Consider the following 20,437-nt stretch of genomic DNA (forward strand, 5'->3'; position numbering starts at 1 on the left):
AAGCCGCCGTCGAGCACCAGTTCCGCGAGCCGCGTGTACCCTCTGGCGCCCGGGTGTGCGCCGTCCGCCGCCTCGGCCTCGGCCACCCAGGCCGGCGCGCCCGATCGCCTCCAGATCCGCCTCGGGTGTCGCGGCGGCCTGTTCGGCGAGTTCGCGCACCCGGGCGAGGATGCGGGCGATGAAGCCGTGATCCTCGACGAGTTTGGCCACGGTCGGTGCGAGGTCGGGCCGTTCGCGTACCAGGTCGGTGAACAGGCCTTCGCCCTCGCCCTGGTGATGGACGGTCAGGGCGGAGCAGAAGGCCAGGCAGTGGGTGAGGAGGATGTCGTCGTCCAGGCGGCGCCGGCCGAGTCCGGTGCGGACGTCGGCGAGGCGGCGGCGCAGTTCCCGGTGGGCTTGGGCGAGTTGGCCACTGAGGGCGGCGGTTCGGCCGCTGACGGGGGAGGCCACGAGTGGGCGGTCCCTTCGGTTGCGCACCTCCATGCCTGGCGCGGTCCGCCACCGGCACGCGATGCTGCCCGCCATCCGATCACGGCACCCGCCGCCGCGGCAAGCCCGGCTGCCCGGCCGCGGCGGGTGCCGCGGCCGGGCGCGGGGGTCGCGGGCGCCCGAGCAGGATCCCGGCCGCCACCAGCGCCAGCCCCGCCCCCTGTCGCACCCCGAAGGCGTCCCCGTCCAGCGCGGTGCCCAGCAGTACCCCGGCCAGCGGGTTGAGCAGTCCGAGCAGGCCGGCGGTTGCGGCCGGCAGGTGGCGCAGCCCCGCGAACCAGCAGGCGAAGGCGAGGGCGGTGGCCACCAGGGTGACGTAGCCGAAGGCGAGCAGGGTGCGGCCGTCCAGTGGTGGCGGCGCTCCCTCGACGGCGGCGGCGAGCGGCAGCAGCATCAGGCCGCCGGCGGTCAGCTGCCAGGAGGTGGCGGCCAGCGGGTCGGCGCCCTCGCGCCAGCGGGCGGAGAGCACGTAGCCGACGGAGGAGACCAGCATCGCGCCCGCCGAGGCCGCCAGGCCCGTCCAGCTGATGGCGCCGAGGGGTCCGAGCAGGGTGAGTGCCACGCCTGCGAGGCCCGCAACCGCCCCGGCCAGGTGGGCGCGGTGCGGGCGCCGGCCCGCAAGCGCCCAGGCGGTGAGCAGCATGGCGAGCGGGGAGGCGGCCATGACGGTGGCGGCGGCGCTGGTGGGCAGGAGTTGGGAGGCGAGGTAGAGCAGGACGAAGAAGGCGGCGGTGTTGAGCAGTGCGAGCAAGGCGCTGCGCCGCCACCAGGGGCCGTGCGGGCGGCGGCGGGCGAGGGCGAGCAGCAGCAGGCCGGCGGGCAGGGCGCGCAGGGTGGCGCCCCACAGGGGGTGGTCGGCGGGCAGGTAGGCGTGGGTCACGTAGTAGTTGGCGCCCCAGGCGAGCGGGGCGAGGGCGGTCAGCAGCACCCACCGCACATTGGCTTCCATGGAAGACAATATATCTTCCCGGGAAGCTACCGAGGTAGGGTGGTCCCATGAAGCACCCCGAGGACGAGGACCGCGCCGACCATGTGGCGCTGATCCAGGCCGAGTGGCGGCGCGAGCGCCCCGACCTCGACGTCTCCCCGCAGGCCGTGATCGGGCGCCTGCACCGCCTCGCCGCCCGCCTGACCGCCGAGCTCACCCTCGTCTACCAGCGCTACGGCCTGGGCGAGGGCGAGTTCGACGTGCTCGCCGCACTGCGCCGCGCCGGCGCCCCCTACGAGCGCGCACCCGGCGAGCTCGCCGCGCACACCATGGTCACCACCGGCGCGATGACCAAGCGGATCGACCGTCTGGAGCGCGCCGGACTGGTCACCCGCCGCACCGCCGAGGACGACCGGCGCGCCCGCGTGGTCGCCCTCACCGACGCGGGGCTGCGCCTGATCGACGAGGCGTTCACCGCCCACATGCGAAACGAGCACCGCCTGCTCGCCCACCTCGACCCCGAGGAGGCCGCCGCCCTGCAGGCGCTGCTCACCGCCTGGCAGCACCGCCTGGACGGCACCGGGCCCGAACGCCCCACCCCGTGACGCCCGGCGTCACCGCTCCTGCCACCTGCCAGTGGACGTGCGCCTCGCGCGATCCTCGACCATCGGCGCAGGGCAAGCACAATATGACCCATGACCAGCGATGCTCCCCCGCCCGACCATCACGACGAGTCCGCTCCCCCGCCGCCCGGCTGGGAGAACCCGGCGGTGCGGGCGGACCGGCGCCTGGTGGAGCTGCTGCAGGAGCTGCGGGTGCTGCAGACCGGCGTGCAGATCGTCTTCGCCTTCCTGCTCGGCGTCGCCTTCACCCCGCGCTTCGCCGAACTCAGCGACGCCCAGCAGGACATCTACATCGCCACCCTGCTGCTGGCCGTCATCGCCGCCGCCGTCCTGGCCACGCCCGTCGCCCTGCATCGCGGCCTGTACCGCCACCCCGGCAAGGCCCGCATCGTCGACGTGTCCACCCGCATCGCCCAGGTCGGCCTGCTGCTGCTCGCCTCCGCCCTGACCGGGGCCGTGCTGCTGGTCCTGGACGTCGTCCTCGGCACGCCGCTGGCCGTCACGATCGCCTGCGTCATCGGCCTGATCTTCACCGCCCTGTGGTTCGTCCTGCCCTGGGCGGTGCGCCGCGCCACCCGCGAGCGGCCCTGACACCGCGCCCCCCTTTGCCGCCGCCCGCGAATCGCTGCGGGCGGCGGCGCGGGGGCCGGGCCTTGGGCCGGCTGCCGAGGGCCGGGGGCCGGGGCCGGGCAGGCGCGCACCCCTGAACGCCTCCCCACCCCACCGAGCCCGGCAGCGCCCCGAACCGTTTACCGTGCCCATATGCACACGTGGGACGTTCTGCTCATCGGCGGCGCCTCCGGCCTCGGCAAGAGCCGCGCCGCCGCCCGCCTCGCCGCGCAACGCGGCGCGTTCACGGTGGAGCTCGACGACGTGGTCGCCGCGCTGCAGGCCGCCACGGCGGCGGGTCGCCGACCGCCTGGCCGCCGACGGGCACCGCGCCGCGCACGCCGACCGCGAACTGCTCGCGGCCCCGCCGGGGGCGGGCAACCTGCTGGACGACTTCACGCCGCTGTCCCTGCCCGGCGTCCCGCGCCTGTGCGTGGACACCACGCGCGGGTACGACCCGCCGTTGGCGGACATCGTCGCCTTCGTCCAGCACTGACGGGCCGCCGGTCCACGTCCGGCCGCCGGTCCGGCGGGCTAGGGGGCCGGGCCCGGCGGCCGGTCAGGCGAGTTTGGACCAGGCCTGGTCGGTGAGTTCGGCCGCCTTGTCGACGTGGTGCTGGAGGGACTGCTCGGCGCCGTTGAAGCGAAGCCGCACCGTCAGGTGGCTCGCGGTGCGTTCGCACAGCTGGACGTTGGTCTTCTCCGGGGTGACGTCCTGGCCGGCCGGGATCGGCTGGTAGGAGACCAGGCAGGAGACCTGGCCGACGGTGACGACCTCGGTGTTCGGCTTGGCCTGCCCGAGCGAGGCCGGGTCCACGTACGGGGTGTACGGCTTGGGGCTGGCGGCGCGCACGGCCTCCAGGACGAGGAAGTCGCGCATCCCGTCGTCGGCGTACTCGCGCACCACCGCGGTGGCCCCGCCGTACGCCTGGGACAGGGTGCGGGTGCCGCCGGCCTCGTTGGAGGCGGCGTTCTTGGCCAGGGCCGTGTCCGGGCCGGCGGTGAGCGGGGTGAAGCCGCCGGGCAGGCTGTCGGGGGCGTGCAGTTCCTTGCTCAGGCCCCCGAAGGCCGCGGCGGAGGTGGCGGGCCCGGCGTCGTCGCCGCCGCTGCCGGTGAGCAGCAGTGGTACGCCCGCGATCAGCAGTCCGGCCACCAGTCCGGCGGCCGCGGCCAGTGCCCTGCTGCGGGGTTCGGTGTCGGTCACGGTCGGTTCTCCCCTGTCCATCGGTCGGCGGCGTGCCCGTGTCGGGGACGCCGGGGCGGCGGCGGTCGGTTCGTCAGGTGCCGCTCTCCTGCTGCCGGTGGTCGTAGTCGGCGCGGGCCGCGAGGACGTGGGGCATGTGGGTCTCGGCCCAGTCCTTGATGGAGCGCACGAGCGGCAGCAGGTCGTGCCCGAGCGGGGTGAGGGTGTAGTCGACGCGGGCGGGGACGGTGGCGGTGACGGTGCGCTGCAGCAGGCCGTCGCGTTCCAGGGCGCGCAGGGTCTGGGTGAGCATCTTCTCGCTGACCCCGGCCAGGCGCCGGCGCAGGTCGCTGTAGCGCTGGGGTCCGTCGGCGAGGGCGTTGACGGTGAGGCTGACCCATTTGTCGCCGATGCGGTCGAGGAGTTGGCGGGCCGGGCACTGGGCGAGGTAGGCGTCGTAGTGGGCCCGTGCGGCGGCGCGGCGCTGGGCGGCGGTCGTGGTGGGCAACTGGCTTTCCTCCCCTTGGGGTTGGTTACGCACCTTGGGGTGCGTGCTTCCCGGCGGGGAGTAACTCTTCCTAGGTTGGGCTTTGTTGTCGAGTCCTTGAAGGGGTGTGGGCGGCATGCGTGCGGTGGTGGTGCGGGCTTTCGGCGGGCCGCAGGCTCTGGAGGTGTCCGAGGTGGCGCTGCCCGGGGTGGGTGCGGGGCAGGTGCGGGTGCGGGTGGCGGCGGCGGGGGTGAACCCGGTGGACGCGCTGACCCGGGCGGGGGTGCTGGCGGGGGCGGGGCTGATGGCGGCGCGGGAGGTGACGGGCATCGGCTGGGACGTGGCCGGGGTGGTGGACGCGGTCGGGTGCGGGGTGGCGGGTTTCGCGCCGGGGCAGCGGGTGGTGGGGCTGCGCGACCGCCTGGACGTGGACCTGGGCGCCTACGCGCAGTTCGTGGTGCTGGACGCGGGCGCGCTGGCCCCGGCGCCTGCGGGGGTGGGCTTCGCGCAGGCGGCGACGCTGCCCCTGAACGGTCTGACCGCGTGGCAGGCGCTGTACCTGCTGGACCTGCCGGCGGGTGCGAGCGTGCTGGTGACGGGCACGGCGGGGGCGGTGGGCGGCTTCGCGGTCGAGCTGGCGGTGCTGCGCGGCCTGCGGGTGGTGGCTGTGGCGGGGGCCGGGGACGAGGCGCTGGTGCGCTCGCTGGGCGCCGAGTGGTTCGTGCCGCGTACGGTGCCCGACGTGGCGGCGGCCGTACGGGAGTTGGTGCCGGGCGGGGTGGACGGCGCACTCGACGCGGCGCTGCTGGGAGTCGCCGCGCTGGGGGCGGTGCGCGGGCGGGGCGTGTTCGTGGCGGTGTCGGGCGGCAGCGAGCCGGTGGGGCTGCGCGGGATCCGGGTGGCGAACGTGTGGGTGAGCGCGGACGGCGCCGCGCTGGCCCGTCTGTCGGCGCTGGCCGAGGAGGGGTGCCTTACCCTGCGGGTGGCCGGTACCCTGCCGCTGGAGCGCGCCGGCGAGGCGCATGAGCGCCTGGCCCGGGGCGGGCTTCGGGGGCGGCTGGTGCTGGTGCCCTGACCAGGCCCCCTCAGGCGGCGCGCCGGCCGTGGAGGAGGACGGGCAGCACGTGGTCGGCCGACGCCTCGGTGTCGCGGGCGGGTTGGGGCGCGGCGTCGAGATCAGGGGCCGGGCCGAGGTGCTGACCGTCAACGTGCCGCCCGTGGCCACGCCTGGCCGGTCAGCCCGGCCGACCGATCGACGCCGTGCTGCGGCCGGCCGGCGGGCGCCGCTCTGCGCCCTGGTCCTGTGCGACGAAACGGCCCAGCAGATCGTGCAGTTGGCGCTGCTCCCGAGCGTCGAAATGGTCCCGGCCGGGATCAGCGCGGGAGTCGCGATCCACGACGCGAGCCTGCTCGCCTCCCGTCTGGTCTCGGAGGCGCCCCTGCCCGACGCTGTCCGTGCGTACGAGAGGGAAATGCTCGACTACGGCTTCGCCGCGGTCGCCACCGCCACCCGCGTGGTTGCGGGTGGCACCTCGGCCGAGTCCGCGTGAGCGCTCCCTTGGAGTCCGTCGGGCAGGATCTCGCTGCTGACCGGGCCTAGCAGGCGAGGCAGCTGAAGCTCAGGCGGCGCGCTGTCCGTGGGGGAGGACGGGCAGGGTGCGGTTGGCCAACGCCTCGGTGATGCGGGCGTATTGGGCTGGGGCCACGTGGTCGGGGAGTTCTCGGACGGGGACGAAGCGGGCTCCGAGCAGGCCGCTCATGTGTTGGGGCGGGACGGTGAGGGGGTGTCGTCGCGGACGGTGCCGCCGTCGAAGACGACGTTGAGGCGTTCCAGGTAGCGGTCGGCGGGGGGTGAAGTCGACCGCGAGGAGGTCGGTCAGGCGCAGGTTCAGGCCGGTCCCGGCGTGCAGGTGGCGGGCGGCCGCGAGGTGCGGGGGCTCGTTGGTACCAGGACATGCGCGCCCAGGACTTCGCCGTCCGCCGCGAGATCGACTCCGGCTCCTGGCTCGGCCTGGAGCACCAGGGCCTCGGCATCGGCACCGAGATGCGCGCCGCGATGCTCCACCTGGCCTTCGCCGAACTCGGCGCGCTCTCGGCGACCTCGGCGTCCTTCAGCGACAAGCACTCCGCCCTCGCCGTCTCCCGCAAACTCGGCTACCGCCCCGACGGCATCACCCGCCACACCCTCGACGGCCGCGTCGTGGAATCCCGGCGCCTGCGCCTGTCCCGCGAGGACTGGCAGGGCCCGCCCGTCCCGGTCACGGTCACCGGCCTGACCGCGGCCTGCCGCGAACTGTTCGGGGCGCCGGAGTAGGGCGTCGGCCCCGCCGGCTTCCGGCGTGCGGTGGGCCCGGCGGCAAGTGCCGGGCCGGGCCCACCGGTTCGGCTCAGTGCCAGTAGTGGTCGGGCCACGTGCCGCACGGCCACTGGATGACATGGGCGCCGGCGCTGGTGCTGGCGCCCGGGATGGCCAGGCACTGGCCGCTGTTGTAGTTGACGATGTGCAGCTTGCCGTTGCTGGTGTCGATGCCGAAGGCCCAGTAGTGGTCGTTCCAGCTGCCACAGGGCCACTGGATGACCTGGGTGCCCGCGGTGGTGCTGGCGCCCGGGACGGCCAGGCACTGGCCGCTGTTGTAGTTGACGACGTGATACCAGTTGAAGTTGTTGGCGCTGAACTGCCAGTTCGCGGTCCAGTAGTGGTCGTTCCAGGTGCCGCAGGGCCACTGGATCAGCCCCGTGCCCTGCGCCGTGCTGCCTCCCGGGACCGCGAGGCACTGGTTGCTGTTGTCGTTGATGATGTGGTCGTAGGCCCCGTTGAAGCCGATGCTCTGCGCGGCAAGGCCGTTCCCGCCCGCCGAGAGGATGCGCTGGAGTTCCTCCGGGGGCACGGGGGTCAGGCCCTTGAGGGCCTCGTTGAGGTCCTTCTGGTGCTGCGCGGTGACGGTGACGCCCCCCTGCGCAGCGGGTGCCGGGCTCTGTGCCGTCGCGGCACCGCCCGTAGTGAACGCGAACGCCGCCGCGGTCGCGACGGCCGCCGCGATGCGCACGGCGCGGCCCGGTATCAGCTTGTCGATGTTCAACTCGGCTCCTGCCGGATGGACGCGGATGGTCGAACCGATCAGCGTGCAGGGCGGAGGTCGCAACCGTTCCCCCTGCACGGCCGAGGCAACGCTAGGAGAGGCCAACTTCCTTTCCAAGAGCACGAATTGGCCACCATCCGGCGGGGCCTGAGGCGGCAGACGGGCCGACCTGCCACCCATACGGCCCGTGGAGTCCCGCACGCCAGGGCGGTGCGGCCACCACCCACGGGCCACCCCCGGTACCTGCCGCCGCACCCGGGCCGCCGGGCGCCTGGCCGACCGCAGCGGGACGTCGCGGCCGATCAGGGCAGCTCACCGACGCGCTGCCCCGTGGTTCGGTGGACGTGCAAGGCCCCGGCGCGATGATCGGCCAACCGCGCTCCTCGCAGCCGCCGAGCCCCCGGGCCGGCGCCCCGACCGGGGAGCTGACGCCGCCGAATGTCATGCACCGGCCCTGCCGGGTCATCGCCCAGCCGACCGACCGGGAGCCTCGGTCGCACCGGACACCGGAGCGGGAAGCCCGGCCCGCCGACTCCCCGCGCGCCCCAGGCGCCTCGGGCGGCTCAGGCGGCTCAGGCGGCTCGGGCGGACAGGGCACCGGCCAGGCCCTCCAGGGAGTGCAGGACGTGGATGCCCTCCGCCACCGGGGTTGCGGAGGCGGTGCGGTCGAGCCAGAACGCGTGCAGGCCGGCGTGGTGGGCGCCTTCGGCGTCGAGGGTGTAGTTGTCGCCGACGTAGGCGACCTCGTCGGGAGTTAGACCCAGGGCGGCGCAGCCGGCGTGGAAGATGCCGGCGGCGGGTTTGGCCTCGCCGTGCTGGTCGGAGCAGATGAGGACGTCGGCGACGTGGTCGAGCAGGCCGACGGCGTGGAGTTTGCGGCGCTGGTGGTCGGCGTCGGAATTGGAGACGATGCCGAGGCGGTAGTGGGGGGCGAGGGCGGCGAGGGCGGGGGCGGCGTCGGGGAAGGCGGCCTGGGCGGCGTCGCGGTGGGCGGCGTAGCCGGCGAACCAGGTGGCGGCCTGTTCATCGGTGAGGTGTTGGGCGCCGTCCTCGCCGAGGTGGGTGAGGAAGTGGCGGGTGCGTTCGTGCTGCTGGCCGCGGAAGGTGAGTTCGCCGGCGAGGAAGCGCGTGTAGTGGGTCTGCATGACGGTGCGCCACAGGGTCAGTGCCGCCTGCGGGGAGGGGAGGCGGTCGAGCAGGCCCGTCTGCCGCAGGTGGGCGAGGATGCCGGCCTGCTCGGAGCCAGAGTAGTCGAACAGGGTGTCGTCGACGTCGAAGAGCACGCCTCTGATCGGCATGATGCGGTCCTTTTCGTGTGTGCGTACGGTACGGACCCTACGCGCGGGGCCTGGGCGGGGCGTCGAGGGTGGCTTCGGGCCGAAGCGGCGAGGGCGCGTCGAACGGCGGGGTGGCGCGCCCGCGCAGGTGCGGGTCGAAGTGGGCGGCCAGGCAGGCGCAGTGGGCCTGGACGGTGGTGGCGCCGCCCGTCGAGTGACTGAACATGCCCACCGCGCCCGGGGCGGGGGCCCGGCCAGGCCTGCGGGCCACGTTCCAGGCGGTCCGGCGCACGGCGCACGTCCGCGGCCTGGCAGGCGAGGTTTTCGCGTCGCTCATGTGCCCGTGCCGTGTCGCGCACTTCCAGGCAGCCGCCGGGGAACTTCCGCCTCCCCCGTGTCCGCGGGGCGCTTCGCAGGCGGCGTGGGCGGACCGGCGCAGGCGGCGCGTTCGGCCGGGAGGCAGAGGCGGCCGTGAGCGCGGTGCGGGCGCGTCCGCCCGGCGCAGGAGCAGGGGGTCGGCCGGTGCGGCCCGGGGCACGGGAGCCGGGCCGCGGGACCCGCGGTGCTCAGGCCGGGGGCGGCGGGGTCAGGTGCCGCCCCTCCGCCGCCGTTGACGGTGGCCGCGACGGCGCCGATGCTGCCGTCACGGCGGGGGGACGCTCAGGGCCAGGAACCTGACCGGTTGCGGCGGGGTGATCGGGGTCGGCGGAAATTCGAGGAAGGCGGGCTCGAAGGTCAGCCGGACCGGCTGCGGCGGGGTTTCGGTGCGCTCCGTGTCGGTGCCGACGAAGCGGCAGGTGCCGCCACTGGTGAGGCCGCGGCCGGTGGTGTTGATCAGGCGGCTGACGGCCTGGACGTCGATGTCGTTGCCGCCGGCCAGCGTGCGCACCCGCACGTCGAGGGTGCCGGTCACGGCGATGCGCTCGGCGGCGCCGGCGATCGTGCCGGCCAACGGGAGCCGAACGGGCCTGCAGTGCACCAGGGGAAGGGTCGCGCGGACGGCGCCCGGGACGGCGGCGCCCGGGACAACGGCGGTTGCGGGGGCGGCGGCCAGGCCGAGCGCGACCGGCGGCAGGCCGGCCGCGGCGGCGGCGCGCTGGGGCACGCGGCGCATGGATCACTCCGAATCAGGGTCGGGCGGGCGGGCCCGGGGGCCACGGCGGCCTCGCCCGTCGCCCACCTCACCCGAAATGCCCGCGCGCGGCACGCCCAGTCGGGCACTCGGCCCGACGCCCCCGTCCGGTTCAGGCCGGTAGCGCCGCCCCCACCGATGCCAGCAGCGCGTCGAGCAGGCCCGGGAAGCGGGCGTCGAGATCGGTGCGGCGCAGGCTGACGAAGCGGTTGCGGCCGGCGACGCGGGTGGTGGTGACGCCGGCTTCGCGCAGGACGCGCATGTGGTGGGAGACGGTCGACTTGTGGAGGTGGTCCAGGCCCAGGCTGCGCGGGTCGCAGGAGTGTTCGGCGCCGTCGGCGTAGCTGAGCAGCAGGCGCATGCGGACGGGGTCGCCGAGGGCGTGCAGGACCGTGACGAGGTCGATGTCGGCGGTGGCGGGCTGGGGAAGCCGCTCGTCTTCGGTCATGGGCTCGACTCCGGTCCTCGGGTCTCGGCGGAGCGAGACGGCGGGCAACAGCAGGGATGGTTTGACAATCATCCACCAATCCCCGATTGTTTGGCGAGAGTGAAACTGTTCTATGCTTGTCCAACAATAGCCTCGGGGGGCTTTCCCGTGCCCGTACGCCTGCTCCTGCTCGCCCTCGGCACCTTCGCCATGGGCACCGATTCGATGGTCGTGGCCGGCATCCTCGGCCCGGTCTCCACCGACCTGCAGGTCTCGGTGGGCGCCGCCGGCCAGCTGGTCACCGTCTTCGCGCTCGGCTACGCGCTGCTGGCCCCGCCGCTGGCCGCCGCCACCGCCCGCTGGCCGCGCCGGCGCCTGCTGCTGACCGCGCTCGCCGTCTTCAGCGCCGCCAACGCGCTCAGCGCCCTCGCCCCCACTTACGAACTGCTGCTCGCCACCCGGGTCCTCGCCGCGGCCGGCGCCGCCCTCTACACGCCGACCGCCAACGCCGTGGCCACCACCCTGGTCGCCCCCGAACGGCGCGGCCGGGCGCTGGCCACCGTGCTCGGCGGCATGACGGTGGCCACCGCGCTCGGCGTGCCGCTGGGCACCTGGGTCGGACGCGCCGACTGGCGGATGACGATGTGGCTGGTCACCGCGCTCGGCCTGGCCGCACTGGCCGGACTCGCCGCCCTGCTGCGCGACCTGCCCGCCCCCGCCGCCGCCCCGACCCTGGCGGCCCGCCTCGCCCCGCTCGGCCGGCGCCGGGTGCTCGGCGCCGCCGCCACCACCCTCGCCTTCTTCCTCGCCTTCCAGACCGTCTACATCTACCTGGCCACCGCCGTCTCGGGCGCCACCGGCGGGAACGCGAACCGGCTGAGCCTGATCCTGCTCACCACCGGCGTGATGTCGGTGGCCGGCAGCTGGCTGGGCGGACGCCTGGTCGACCGCGCCGGCGTGCGCAGGGTGCTGCTGACCGGCTCCGCCCTCGCCGCCGCCGCCTTCGCCGCACTGCCCTGGCTGGGGCGCAGCATGCCGGGGTCGCTGGCGTACGCGGTGCTGGTGCCGCTGGCGGGGTGGGCGGTGTCGGTGGCGCTGCCGCACCGGCTGGCGTCGATCGACCCGGGATCCGCGCCGCTGCTGATCTCACTGAACAGCAGTGCGCTGTACCTGGGCACGGCGGCGGGGGGTGTGGCGGGGTCGGCGGCGATCGCGGTGCTGGGAGGGCGGTGGTTCCCGCTGGCGGCGGCGGTGCTGGCGCTGGCGGCGTGCGCGATCGCGGCGGCCACCACCCGCGACCAGCGCGCGGCGGCACCGGCGGCGGCCGGCGCGAAGCCGGTGCGGGCTTGAAGAGCCGTGCGGGCGGCGCGGGCCCGAAAGCCGTACGGGGCCTGGGCCAACAGCCCCGGCCCCGTACGGCGCGGCGTCAGGCGCCGAGCACCTCGCCGACCAGTGCGCGGGCCTCGTCCTGTACCCGCGCCAGGTGGTCGGCGCCCAGGAACGACTCGGCGTAGATCTTGTACACGTCCTCGGTGCCCGAGGGGCGGGCGGCGAACCAGGCGTTGTCGGTGCACACCTTCAGGCCGCCGATCGCGGCCCCGTTGCCGGGCGCGTTCGAGAGCACGGCGGTGATCTTCTCCCCCGCCAGCTGCCCGGCCGTGACCTGCTCGGGCGCCAGGCGGGCCAGGCGGGCCTTCTGCTCGCGGTCGGCGGGGGCGTCCACGCGGGCGTAGGCGGGCTCGCCGTGGCGGGCGGTCAGTTCGCGGTAGCAGGCGCTGGGGGTGGTGCCGGTGACGGCGGTGATCTCGGAGGCGAGCAGGGCCAGCAGGATGCCGTCCTTGTCGGTGGTCCACACCCCGCCGTCGCGGCGCAGGAAGGAAGCGCCGGCGCTCTCCTCGCCGCCGAAGGCGATCGAGCCCTCCAGCAGGCCGTCGACGAACCACTTGAAGCCGACCGGGACCTCCAGCAACCGGCGGCCCAGGTCGGCGGCGACGCGGTCCAGCATCGAGGAGGACACCAGCGTCTTGCCCACCGCCGCGTCCCCCGGCCAGTCGGCGCGGTGGCGGTAGAGGTAGTCGACGGCCACCGCCAGGTAGTGGTTGGGGTTCATCAGGGCGCCGTCGGGGGTGACGATGCCGTGTCGGTCGGCGTCCGCGTCGTTGCCGGTGGCGATGGCGTACTCCTCCCGGCGGCCGATGAGGGAGGCCATCGCGGCCGGCGAGGAGCAGTCCATGCGGATCCTGCCGTCCCAGTCCAGCGTCATGAACCGCCAGGTCGGGTCGGTGACCGGGTTGACCACCGTCAGGTCCAGGCGGTGCGACTCGGCGATGCGCCCCCAGTACGCCACCGACGCCCCGCCCAGCGGGTCCGCTCCGATGCGAAGCCCCGCCGCCCGCACCGCGTCCAGGTCCACCACCGAGGGCAGGTCCTCGACGTAGGCGCCCAGGTAGTCGTAGCGGCCGGTGGTGGCCGCGGCCAGCGCCCGTGCGTAGGGGACCTTCCTCACCCCGCGCAGGCCCTCGCGGATCAGCTCGTTGGCGCGGTCCTGGATCCAGCCGGTCGCCTCCGAACCGGCCGGTCCCCCGCTGGGCGGGTTGTACTTGAAGCCGCCGTCGCGCGGCGGGTTGTGCGAGGGCGTCACCACGATGCCGTCCGCCAGCGCCCGGGGGCTGCGCCGGTTGTGGGCCAGGATCGCGTGCGAGACCGCCGGGGTGGGGGTGTAGCCGTCGGCGGCGTCGATCAGCACCTGCACGCCGTTGGCCGCCAGCACCTCCAGCGCCGTCACCTTCGCCGGTTCCGACAGCGCGTGGGTGTCCGCGCCCAGGAACAGCGGGCCCCCCACCCCCTGCTGCGCCCGGTACTCGCAGATCGCCTGCGTGGTCGCGGCGATGTGGTCCTCGTTGAACGCCGCGTCCAGCGAGGAACCCCGGTGCCCCGAGGTCCCGAACGCCACCCGCTGCGCCACCTCCTGCGGATCCGGCTGCAGCGCGTAGTACGCCGTCACCAGCCGCGCCACGTCCACCAGGTCACCGGGCTGCGCCGGCTGCCCGGCCCGTGCGTGTGCCATCCGTCTTCTCCCGCCAGAAATCCGAAACTCGCGTCAACGTCCTCGTCCCCGCGCTCACCGATCGTAGCCAGAACGCGACCGTGCCCCGAACCGCGCGGGGCAGTGCGGGGCGCATGGGGCTGTTTCGGTTCAGGCGGGCAGCTGTTCGCGGTGGCCGTCGAGGGCCGGCGCGGTGACGGTGGCCACGAACTGCGTGATCCGGTACTCGGCCAGGCCCTCGCGCACGAACGGGTCGGTGGCCACCAGCGCCTCGATCGGCACCGCCCCACGACGACCGGAGCGATCGCCGTGGGCATCGGACCGTCCAGGCCTCATCGGGCGCCCGGGGGCATGAGGAACGAGAACGCGGGCGACCGGTCGGGCACCCACCACCGTTCGGGATGCACGCAGTGATCAGACCTGGGTCCAAGACTCACTCCTGATCACTTAATTGGAACGGTGGGCGAGGGCGGATTCGAACCGCCACAGCCGAAGCGGGGGCTTTACAGGCCCGTGGGCTCGCCAGTGCCCAGCTCGCCCTCAGCGTCAACACCCTTGCTCCGCACGGAGGAAACGCAGGCGATAGCGCGGTGCGGCGGCGCGGCGCTCAGTACACCCGGGGCGGGACTGCGGCGGCGCGGCGCGCGGACGGGAGGCGGCGATAGCCACGGCCATGGGTGGCTCGGGCTGTTGCGGCGGTCATGGCGTGCTCCCCTCCTTCGCTGCGTTCGGCGTGCGGCGTTGTCCGCGACCACTCTCCCGCAGCGCTCCCCGGGGATGCAACGGGTTTTCCCACCCGGGCCCCGGGAGGGTGCCGACCCCAATCCTGCCAGGTCAGGCCCAGGTTTCGGTAGGACGCAGCGCACCCTTGTTCCGCCTTGTCCCGGCGCGCCGGCGGGGCGCACACTCGTGCAACATCCCCTCCCCCGCGCGGCCCACGCGCCGCCGCCCGCTTTCCCGGGCGGCCGGCGCGCGAGCCATCGCGCCCTGGCGCCGTGCGGGGGGGCGGGTGGGATGGATGAGCGACAGCGAAGGGGGACAGGGGACTTGAACGTGAATGCAGACCTGGTGCTGAGGGCGCGGGTGCGGCTGATGAGCCACAACGACCGGATCCTGGAAGGGGAGGAGGGGCTGCAGGTCTACCGGATCCTCTTCACGGCCAGCCCGCGCGTCTACGCCTTCAAGCTCGCCTTCGTCCTGCGGGAGGCGGCCGAGGGCCCGCGGGTGGCCCACCTGCCGAAGGCGCGGCAGGTGCTGCTGGACGAGGCGAAGGCCGCCTGCGCACACATCCCCGCCGACGCACCCGCCTACCAGCGGCACATGTGGGACTACACGATGTCAAACCTGCGGCAGATCGAGCGGCGACTGGGCCAGGCGGCTCAGTAAGGGTCCGCGGCCCCGGCGCGCCGTCGCGCCGGGGCCGCGCAGCGGCGGGAGGGGCGGGAGGGGTCGGCAGGTCGTGCGGATCAGTAGGTGGTCGCGGGATGGTTGCGGTACAACAATCCCTATGTGACGACTGATCGGAGAAATTCTGATATGAGCAGGTCAGGACTGTCCCGCCGTGCCCTGATCGCCGGCGCCGGGGCCGCCGTCGTCGGCTGGAACGCCGTCGCCCGGGCGTGGGCCGCCGAGCCGGGGCGCAGGTGGCGCAGCTGCCGGCGCTGGACGGGGCGGTGATCCTGCAGGGCGCCGAGGTGGAGCGGTTCTCCTGCGACTTCGGGCACCTGGTCGCCGCCGCGCCCCGTGCGGTGCTGCGGCCCGGGTCGGTGCTGGATGTGCAGAAGACGGTCGCCTTCGCCCGCCGCCACCGCATCCCGGTGGCCGTCAACGGGCAGAGCGGCGATGCGGCGGTGGTCGGCGCGGCGGGGCTGGAGTCGCACTCCAACTACGGTCAGGCCAACCCCCGCGGCGGCATCGCGATCGACGCCCGCGGCCTGGACAAGGTCATCTCGATCCGGCCCGGGCAGGCCGTCGTCGAGGCCGGCGCCACCTGGGCGCAGCTGACGGACGCGGGCCTCGCCCAGGGCTGGGTGCCGCCATGCCTGACGGACTATCTGCACCTGTCCGTCGGTGGGACGCTGAGCGTGGGCGGTATCGGCGGGGCGGTGCAGCGGTACGGGATGCAGGTGGACACCGTCGAGGAGCTTCAGGTGGTGACCGGGACGGGTGAGCTGGTGACGGCCTCGCGCACGCGCAACCGGGAGCTGTTCGAGGCGGTGCTGGCCGGCGGCGGGCAGGCGGGGATCATCGTGCGGGCCACGCTCGCGCTGGTGCAGGTGCGCGAACGCTCCACCGTCTTCACCCTCGTCTACGACGACCTCGACACCTACCTCGCCGAACAGGAGCGGGTGCTGGCCGACGGGCGTTTCGATCTGCAGGTCGGCAACGTGGTGCGCAGCGCGGATGGGCAGCGGTGGCGGTACACGGCGGAGCTGGTGACGTTCGGGGACGCGGGGCGCCCGGTGGACCGGGAGGCGCTTTTGGCGGGGCTCAGGCCGGTGGCGGGTGAGACGTCGGTGGTGGAGCAGAGTTGGCGCCAGTACGCGTTCAGGGTGGACGCGTTCGCGGGGTATCTGCGGGCGGCGGGGTTGTGGGGGTTGCCGAAGCCGTGGCTGAGCCTGTTCCTGCCCGCGTCGAGCGCGCGGGTGTTCATGGAGGAGGCGGCGCGGGTGCTGACGGCGGCAGATCTGGGGGCGGGGCTGCTGCTGTTCTACCCGTACGCGCGGGAGCGGGTGAAGGCGCCGCTGGCGGTGCTGCCGGATGAGGCGGTGGGCTGGCACTTCGACCTGCTGGCGTTCCCTGGGCCGGGGGCGGACGCGGCGGGGATGCTGGAGCGCAACCGGCGGTTGTACGAGCGGGCGGTAGAGCTGGGCGGGAAGCGGTATCTGATCGGGGCGGTGCCGGGGATGACGGGTGCGCACTGGCGGCGGCACTACGGGGGGTTGTGGGAGCGGGTGGAGCAGGCCAAGCGGCGGTTCGACCCGGCGGGGATCCTGACGCCGGGGCAGGGCATCCACGCTCTCTGAGGTGACACCGCGGAGGCCGCCCGCTGTACGGGCGGGCGGCCTCCTGCCTGGGCGGCGGCTCCAGTGCCCGGGGCGGCAGATCGGCCGCCACCGTGGCCGTCCGGGCCGGCACACCCGTCCTTGTCGTCGTCCGCCGGCCGAAGTGCCGGATGGAGAGCGGGGTTCGAGCTGCCGTGGCACCTCTCGCCATGGTCACTCCCCCGGCCGCTTGTGGACCTCGACGACTTTCCAGGCGCCCCAGGCGGCGTCGAAGGAGCTGAAGGCGGCCAACTCGCCGGTGGCGGTGCTGCGCAGCCGCTCCCCGGCCATCTCGTTGCGCACCCGGTAGCACTGGGCCCCGGTGTCCCAGCGGACGCCGTAGCCGTGGAACTTGGCAGTCAGGGTGACTTCATGGCCATGGCTGATCACCTTCCACGCGAATCTGCAGTCACAGTCAGTCGGTGACGGTGACGACGATCTTGCCGACCTGGGTGCCGGCCTCCAGGTAGCGGTGGGCCTCGGCGATGGTGTCCAGGCCCTCGAAGACGCGGTCCACGGCGGGCTCGAAGGTGCCGTCGGCCAGGCCCGCGGCGATGCTTGGGGGTTTCCAGGTAGGTGCCGGCGCGGTAGAGGGCCTCGGCGCGGTTGAGGCCGAGGGCCTGGACGCGGATGCGCAGTTCGCCGGGGCCGGGCTGGGGCAGGGGTACCTCGCGGACGGTGAGGACCTCGGGTCCTCCGATGGTCTCGAAGACGACTTTCCCGGGCATGGCGGGCTCCCCTACGCGCTTGTGCCGGTGTGCTCCGGGTCTCCACCCAAGCCGTGCTGTCGGGCCGCCGTCAAACGTCGCGCCGGATCGGAACGGGCGTATTTCGGCGCGCGTCACAGGGATTTGATTATGCGTCAGTTTGGGGCCGAAAGGGCGCGGGTCCGCCGGCCGAGGCAACGGGGCGCCCCGGTCGGGGCGAGGCGTAGGCTGCGGTACATGATCGAGGGCGATGTCCAGGGGTGGGCCGGCACCCGCCGGTGGGTGCAGGGCGTGCTCGCGCCCGGTGAGCGGATCGTGCGGGTGACGGCCCTGAAGGGCGGGTGGACCTCGCGGATGCGCCGTCTGGACATCGAGGGTGCCGGCGCCCCGTACGCGCTGGTACTGCGTTCCTTCGTCAAGCCGTTCTACCGTCGTCACGCGCCCGCCCTGCTGGCCCGGGAGGCCGGGGTGCTGCGCCTGCTTCGGGCGAGCGCGGTACCGGCGGCGCGGCTGCTGGCCGTGGATGCGCAAGGGCTCTGCTGCGAGTATCCGTCGCTTTTGATGAGCCACCTCGCGGGTGGGGTGCGGGTGTGTGAGGACGGCGACGTCGGACGCCGTATCGCACTGCTGGCCGCCCAGTTGGCCGCCGTACACGCCGTCGAGGTGTCCGCAGCGGATCGCCCGCGCGCCTGGCAGGCGTGGACGGCGCCCGAGCGCGTCCGGCTGCCCGCCCGCACCGGCCGCCCGGGTCTGTGGGCGCGGGCGGTGGAGGTGATCGGCCGCGAGGTGCCGGCGCACCGCCCGTGTTTCCTGCACCGCGACTTCCATCCCGGCAACGTGCTGTTCACCGGCACGGGCGAGGAGTTGACGCTCAGCGGGGTGGTGGACTGGGTGGAGACCTCCTGGGGCCCGGCCGACCTGGACGTCGCCCACTGCTCCACCGCCCTGGCGCTGCTGCACGGCGTGGAGGCGGGCATGGCCTTCGCCGACGCCTACGAGCAGGCCGGCGGGCACCTCGCCATCGGCGCCGACCACCTGTACTGGCGACTGCTGGACGCCCTCGCCTTCGCCCCCGACGCCGAGAAGGTCGCCGCCCCCTGGCGTGAACTGGGCCGCACCGACCTGACTCCCAGCCTACTGAGCGGGCGCCTGGAAGACTACCTACAGGCCCTCTTCGACCGCTACGCCTGAGCGGCCCCCACCGCTCGGGCGACCCCCACCACGCGGGCGGGTGTCCGGGACGCGGGCGGGTGCCCCGGACGGGACACGCCGGAGCGCGGGCGGCCGAGCGAACGTCCCGCAGGCCGCTCCCCACCACCCCGTAGGCCCGTCAGCCTGATCCCCGCGAACAGGAAGCGGGAGCGACCTCGGCCTCCACCCACCGCCGGTCACCACCACGACGACGCGCGGCGCCGGACGCCGACCACACCACACGGACGCCCAACCGCTCCCCGGGCACCTGCGACCGACCCGCCGAAATGGGGGCGACCCGGCGGCCAGGACCGGACACAACACCGCCTCGGCCCGCACCCGCGACGGACGCCTCCACCTGACCGAACGCCGGCCGCCCCTCCCTGGGGCCTGGCCACCGGTGCGACGATCCGCCCACGGTCTCGGACAGGCAGTACGCGCGAATCCGGACGAGCCTGCACCTCGGGCAGGTGCGGGCCCAAGGGGGCAGTCCCCGGGGGCGGCGGTGCCAGCCCAGAGCGGCAGCCCCGGGGACGGGCACCCCGGCCTCCTCTCGTACCCGGCCTTCGGCCACCCCGCGTCCGGAAGCCGGGACGGGCAGTAGGATCAGCGACGTCATCACCCGTATACCGCCGGTAGGAGGCTTTTCATGACTCAGGTCACGCTGAAGGGAAACCCGGTCCAGATCGGCGGCACACTGCCGGCGCCCGGCACCCAGGCCCCGGCGTTCACACTCGTCGGCCCGGACCTCACGGACACCTCACTCAAGGACTTCGCCGGACAGCGCAAGATCCTCAACATCTTCCCGAGCATCGACACCCCCACCTGCGCGACCTCGGTACGCACCTTCAACGCCCAGGCCGGCGCGCTGGACAACACCGTGGTGCTGTGCATCTCCGCCGACCTGCCGTTCGCACAGGCCCGGTTCTGCGGCGCCGAAGGCCTGGACAACGTCAAAACCCTCTCCACCCTGCGCGGACACGACTTCCACACCACCTACGGCGTCTCCATCACCGACGGCCCGCTGACCGGCCTGACCACCCGCGCCATCATCGTCCTGGACGAGAACGACACCGTCCTGCACACCGAACTGGTCGCCGAAATCACCAACGAACCGAACTACAACGCCGCCCTCGCCACCCTCAACTAACCCCCCGCGCCTGGGCCAGCCGCACACCGGCACTCCAGGGCCGGCCCCGTACCCCCTTGACCGAAGGGAGTACGGGGCCGGCCCTCACGTCCCCTAACGCCCCGCGAGCCGGGAAGGAGCGGCCGTCCCCGGGAAGCTCAGTCGTGCGCAGGCCTTCGCCGCGGTCGGGGCACCGACGTTCGGGGGCGTGGCGGTCGGGCAACACCGGTGGGGCAGTTGCGGCCGAAGGCCACGGTGTACACCAGTGGAGCGAAACCCGGGAACGGGATCTACGCCCGGATCGCCGCGACGGTGGACCAGGTGGCGTCGCTGTCCACCCGTGCGTACCGCTGTGGAGCATCAACGGATAAGGCCCCAAGGCCTACGAGCGGCGAACGCCGACGACGCGATCTGAATGGACGACGGCGGGACCAACTGGAACCCCGAGCAGCGCGTACGTCATCCGGGCCTGGTTCTGGGCCGCCGTCGGCCCAACGGTCTACGGGCTCCCTCGTCAGCGAGCCAGGCGGACGGCCCCGATGAAGCCCGACATGCGACCGAACCCCTCCGGCATGGGACGACCGCAGGCCTCCCCCACCTCTGCGAGGGAGGTCGACCACGTCGCCCACCCATGGTGGTACAGCCACTCGTCCGTTCCGGGCCCGAGACCGCCGCGCCAGAGGTCGCTGGCATAGGCGATGGCGGGGTCCTACGGGGTCTTCGTGACATCCCGGCCCTGCTCCCGACCGCCCCGGGCGGACAGCGTGCCCACGGACGTGAGCAGACCGGCCGCGTCGTCCGCGCCGAGGTAAGCCGCCAGGCCTTCGGTCAGGCAGTCGGTAGCCGCGGGTCGAAGCCCGCCGCCACCAGGCGGCGGGGCCAGCCGCGATCGAACAGGTCGCCGGGCAGCACCGTGCGCTCGCAGTTCGCCTTCGCACCGGCGGCCCCGAGTACCGGTTCTTTGAACGCGGGACTTCTACAGAGGGTTGCCCCGTAGCCAGGTCAGGACCTGATCGGCGTGCTCGCTCGGCGGGAACTACCGCCCGCCGAAGGACCGTTGGCGAACGGACCACCACACCACTTCA

General features: G+C 74.1%; 26 protein-coding genes, 1 tRNA gene and 1 pseudogene. 12 read left to right on the forward strand and 16 right to left on the reverse strand.

Going from position 1 to position 20,437, the window contains the following annotated elements; translation table 11 throughout:
- Positions 1-450, reverse strand: a 450-nt coding sequence (locus tag ACWC9T_RS27450; protein WP_449823728.1) for a hemerythrin domain-containing protein, incomplete at its 3' end; no start/stop codon positions are given.
- Positions 451-529: 79 nt separating this feature from the next.
- Positions 530-1,438: a DMT family transporter gene (locus ACWC9T_RS27455; protein WP_449823729.1), complete on the reverse strand. Its 909-nt coding sequence runs from the start codon at positions 1,436-1,438 to the stop codon at positions 530-532.
- Between the two features lie 47 nt (positions 1,439-1,485).
- Between ACWC9T_RS27455 and ACWC9T_RS27460 the strand changes: the two genes are divergently transcribed.
- The 3 genes from ACWC9T_RS27460 to ACWC9T_RS27470 all read left to right on the forward strand — a co-directional run bounded on the left by ACWC9T_RS27460 (position 1,486) and on the right by ACWC9T_RS27470 (position 3,145).
- Entirely contained in the window at positions 1,486-2,022 is a 537-nt protein-coding gene (locus tag ACWC9T_RS27460; protein WP_449823730.1) for a MarR family winged helix-turn-helix transcriptional regulator, read from the forward strand.
- Positions 2,023-2,112: 90 nt separating this feature from the next.
- Complete coding sequence (locus ACWC9T_RS27465; protein WP_449823731.1) at positions 2,113-2,631, forward strand: DUF6328 family protein; 519 nt, start codon at positions 2,113-2,115, stop codon at positions 2,629-2,631.
- A gap of 163 nt (positions 2,632-2,794) precedes the next feature.
- Entirely contained in the window at positions 2,795-3,145 is a 351-nt protein-coding gene (locus ACWC9T_RS27470; protein WP_449823732.1) for a hypothetical protein, read from the forward strand.
- A gap of 63 nt (positions 3,146-3,208) precedes the next feature.
- Here the strand turns inward: ACWC9T_RS27470 and ACWC9T_RS27475 are convergent, their stop codons facing one another.
- Positions 3,209-3,853: a hypothetical protein gene (locus ACWC9T_RS27475; protein ID WP_449823733.1), complete on the reverse strand. Its 645-nt coding sequence runs from the start codon at positions 3,851-3,853 to the stop codon at positions 3,209-3,211.
- A gap of 73 nt (positions 3,854-3,926) precedes the next feature.
- Positions 3,927-4,340 (reverse strand): winged helix-turn-helix transcriptional regulator, encoded by a 414-nt coding sequence (locus ACWC9T_RS27480; RefSeq protein WP_449823734.1) that lies wholly within the window; start codon positions 4,338-4,340, stop codon positions 3,927-3,929.
- Between the two features lie 115 nt (positions 4,341-4,455).
- Between ACWC9T_RS27480 and ACWC9T_RS27485 the strand changes: the two genes are divergently transcribed.
- Positions 4,456-5,394 (forward strand): NADP-dependent oxidoreductase, encoded by a 939-nt coding sequence (locus ACWC9T_RS27485; protein WP_449823735.1) that lies wholly within the window; start codon positions 4,456-4,458, stop codon positions 5,392-5,394.
- A gap of 28 nt (positions 5,395-5,422) precedes the next feature.
- Positions 5,423-5,869 (forward strand): hypothetical protein, encoded by a 447-nt coding sequence (locus tag ACWC9T_RS27490; protein WP_449823736.1) that lies wholly within the window; start codon positions 5,423-5,425, stop codon positions 5,867-5,869.
- 69 nt (positions 5,870-5,938) lie between these two features.
- On the opposite strand, the gene ACWC9T_RS27495 is transcribed toward ACWC9T_RS27490, so the two are convergent.
- Complete coding sequence (locus ACWC9T_RS27495) at positions 5,939-6,079, reverse strand: hypothetical protein (protein WP_449823737.1); 141 nt, start codon at positions 6,077-6,079, stop codon at positions 5,939-5,941.
- A 194-nt stretch (positions 6,080-6,273) separates the two neighbouring features.
- Between ACWC9T_RS27495 and ACWC9T_RS27500 the strand changes: the two genes are divergently transcribed.
- The gene (locus tag ACWC9T_RS27500; RefSeq protein WP_449823738.1) at positions 6,274-6,633 is read left to right on the forward strand and encodes a GNAT family N-acetyltransferase; all 360 of its coding nucleotides are present in this window, start codon (positions 6,274-6,276) and stop codon (positions 6,631-6,633) included.
- Positions 6,634-6,706: 73 nt separating this feature from the next.
- Here the strand turns inward: ACWC9T_RS27500 and ACWC9T_RS27505 are convergent, their stop codons facing one another.
- The 5 genes from ACWC9T_RS27505 to ACWC9T_RS27525 form a co-directional block, all read right to left on the reverse strand.
- Positions 6,707-7,399, reverse strand: a complete 693-nt coding sequence (locus tag ACWC9T_RS27505; RefSeq protein ID WP_449823739.1) for an RICIN domain-containing protein — start codon at positions 7,397-7,399, stop codon at positions 6,707-6,709.
- 572 nt (positions 7,400-7,971) lie between these two features.
- Entirely contained in the window at positions 7,972-8,697 is a 726-nt protein-coding gene (locus tag ACWC9T_RS27510; RefSeq protein ID WP_449823740.1) for an HAD family hydrolase, read from the reverse strand.
- Positions 8,698-8,734: 37 nt separating this feature from the next.
- The gene (locus ACWC9T_RS27515; protein ID WP_449823741.1) at positions 8,735-8,968 is read right to left on the reverse strand and encodes a hypothetical protein; all 234 of its coding nucleotides are present in this window, start codon (positions 8,966-8,968) and stop codon (positions 8,735-8,737) included.
- A 351-nt stretch (positions 8,969-9,319) separates the two neighbouring features.
- Positions 9,320-9,790, reverse strand: a complete 471-nt coding sequence (locus tag ACWC9T_RS27520; RefSeq protein ID WP_449823742.1) for a hypothetical protein — start codon at positions 9,788-9,790, stop codon at positions 9,320-9,322.
- Between the two features lie 130 nt (positions 9,791-9,920).
- A complete protein-coding gene (locus ACWC9T_RS27525; protein ID WP_449823743.1) occupies positions 9,921-10,256 on the reverse strand; it encodes an ArsR/SmtB family transcription factor in 336 nt (111 codons plus the stop codon).
- Between the two features lie 147 nt (positions 10,257-10,403).
- Here ACWC9T_RS27525 and ACWC9T_RS27530 point away from each other — a divergent pair, with 147 nt between their 5' ends.
- On the forward strand, positions 10,404-11,585 hold the full coding sequence (locus ACWC9T_RS27530) for an MFS transporter (RefSeq protein WP_449823744.1): 1,182 nt from the start codon (positions 10,404-10,406) through the stop codon (positions 11,583-11,585).
- 76 nt (positions 11,586-11,661) lie between these two features.
- On the opposite strand, the gene pgm is transcribed toward ACWC9T_RS27530, so the two are convergent.
- The 3 genes from pgm to ACWC9T_RS27545 form a co-directional block, all read right to left on the reverse strand.
- Entirely contained in the window at positions 11,662-13,302 is a 1,641-nt protein-coding gene (gene pgm, locus ACWC9T_RS27535; RefSeq protein WP_449823745.1) for a phosphoglucomutase (alpha-D-glucose-1,6-bisphosphate-dependent), read from the reverse strand.
- A gap of 129 nt (positions 13,303-13,431) precedes the next feature.
- Positions 13,432-13,563, reverse strand: a complete 132-nt coding sequence (locus ACWC9T_RS27540; RefSeq protein WP_449823746.1) for a hypothetical protein — start codon at positions 13,561-13,563, stop codon at positions 13,432-13,434.
- 178 nt (positions 13,564-13,741) lie between these two features.
- Positions 13,742-13,821 (reverse strand) — tRNA-Tyr (locus tag ACWC9T_RS27545).
- A 507-nt stretch (positions 13,822-14,328) separates the two neighbouring features.
- Between ACWC9T_RS27545 and ACWC9T_RS27550 the strand changes: the two genes are divergently transcribed.
- The 3 genes from ACWC9T_RS27550 (at position 14,329) to ACWC9T_RS27560 (ending at position 16,307) form a co-directional block, all read left to right on the forward strand.
- Positions 14,329-14,667: a hypothetical protein gene (locus ACWC9T_RS27550; RefSeq protein WP_449823747.1), complete on the forward strand. Its 339-nt coding sequence runs from the start codon at positions 14,329-14,331 to the stop codon at positions 14,665-14,667.
- Between the two features lie 150 nt (positions 14,668-14,817).
- On the forward strand, positions 14,818-14,958 hold the full coding sequence (locus ACWC9T_RS27555) for a hypothetical protein (protein WP_449823748.1): 141 nt from the start codon (positions 14,818-14,820) through the stop codon (positions 14,956-14,958).
- Positions 14,925-16,307, forward strand: coding sequence for an FAD-binding protein (locus ACWC9T_RS27560; RefSeq protein WP_449823749.1), 1,383 nt, complete (start codon positions 14,925-14,927; stop codon positions 16,305-16,307). Before ACWC9T_RS27555 ends, ACWC9T_RS27560 begins: the two co-directional genes overlap by 34 nt.
- Positions 16,308-16,499: 192 nt before the next feature.
- On the opposite strand, the gene ACWC9T_RS27565 is transcribed toward ACWC9T_RS27560, so the two are convergent.
- Complete coding sequence (locus ACWC9T_RS27565) at positions 16,500-16,715, reverse strand: hypothetical protein (protein ID WP_449823750.1); 216 nt, start codon at positions 16,713-16,715, stop codon at positions 16,500-16,502.
- 25 nt (positions 16,716-16,740) lie between these two features.
- Complete coding sequence (locus ACWC9T_RS27570) at positions 16,741-16,881, reverse strand: zinc-binding dehydrogenase (RefSeq protein ID WP_449823783.1); 141 nt, start codon at positions 16,879-16,881, stop codon at positions 16,741-16,743.
- Between the two features lie 388 nt (positions 16,882-17,269).
- Between ACWC9T_RS27570 and ACWC9T_RS27575 the strand changes: the two genes are divergently transcribed.
- Both ACWC9T_RS27575 and tpx read left to right on the forward strand, forming a co-directional pair.
- Complete coding sequence (locus ACWC9T_RS27575) at positions 17,270-18,223, forward strand: phosphotransferase family protein (protein ID WP_449823751.1); 954 nt, start codon at positions 17,270-17,272, stop codon at positions 18,221-18,223.
- Between the two features lie 649 nt (positions 18,224-18,872).
- A complete protein-coding gene (tpx, locus tag ACWC9T_RS27580) occupies positions 18,873-19,373 on the forward strand; it encodes a thiol peroxidase (RefSeq protein ID WP_449823752.1) in 501 nt (166 codons plus the stop codon).
- 807 nt (positions 19,374-20,180) lie between these two features.
- Here the strand turns inward: tpx and ACWC9T_RS27585 are convergent.
- Positions 20,181-20,309 (reverse strand): annotated as a pseudogene (locus tag ACWC9T_RS27585) (class I SAM-dependent methyltransferase); the annotation flags it as partial.
- Between the last annotated feature and the right edge of the window lie 128 nt (positions 20,310-20,437).

This window comes from Kitasatospora sp. NPDC001159 (genome assembly GCF_053598235.1).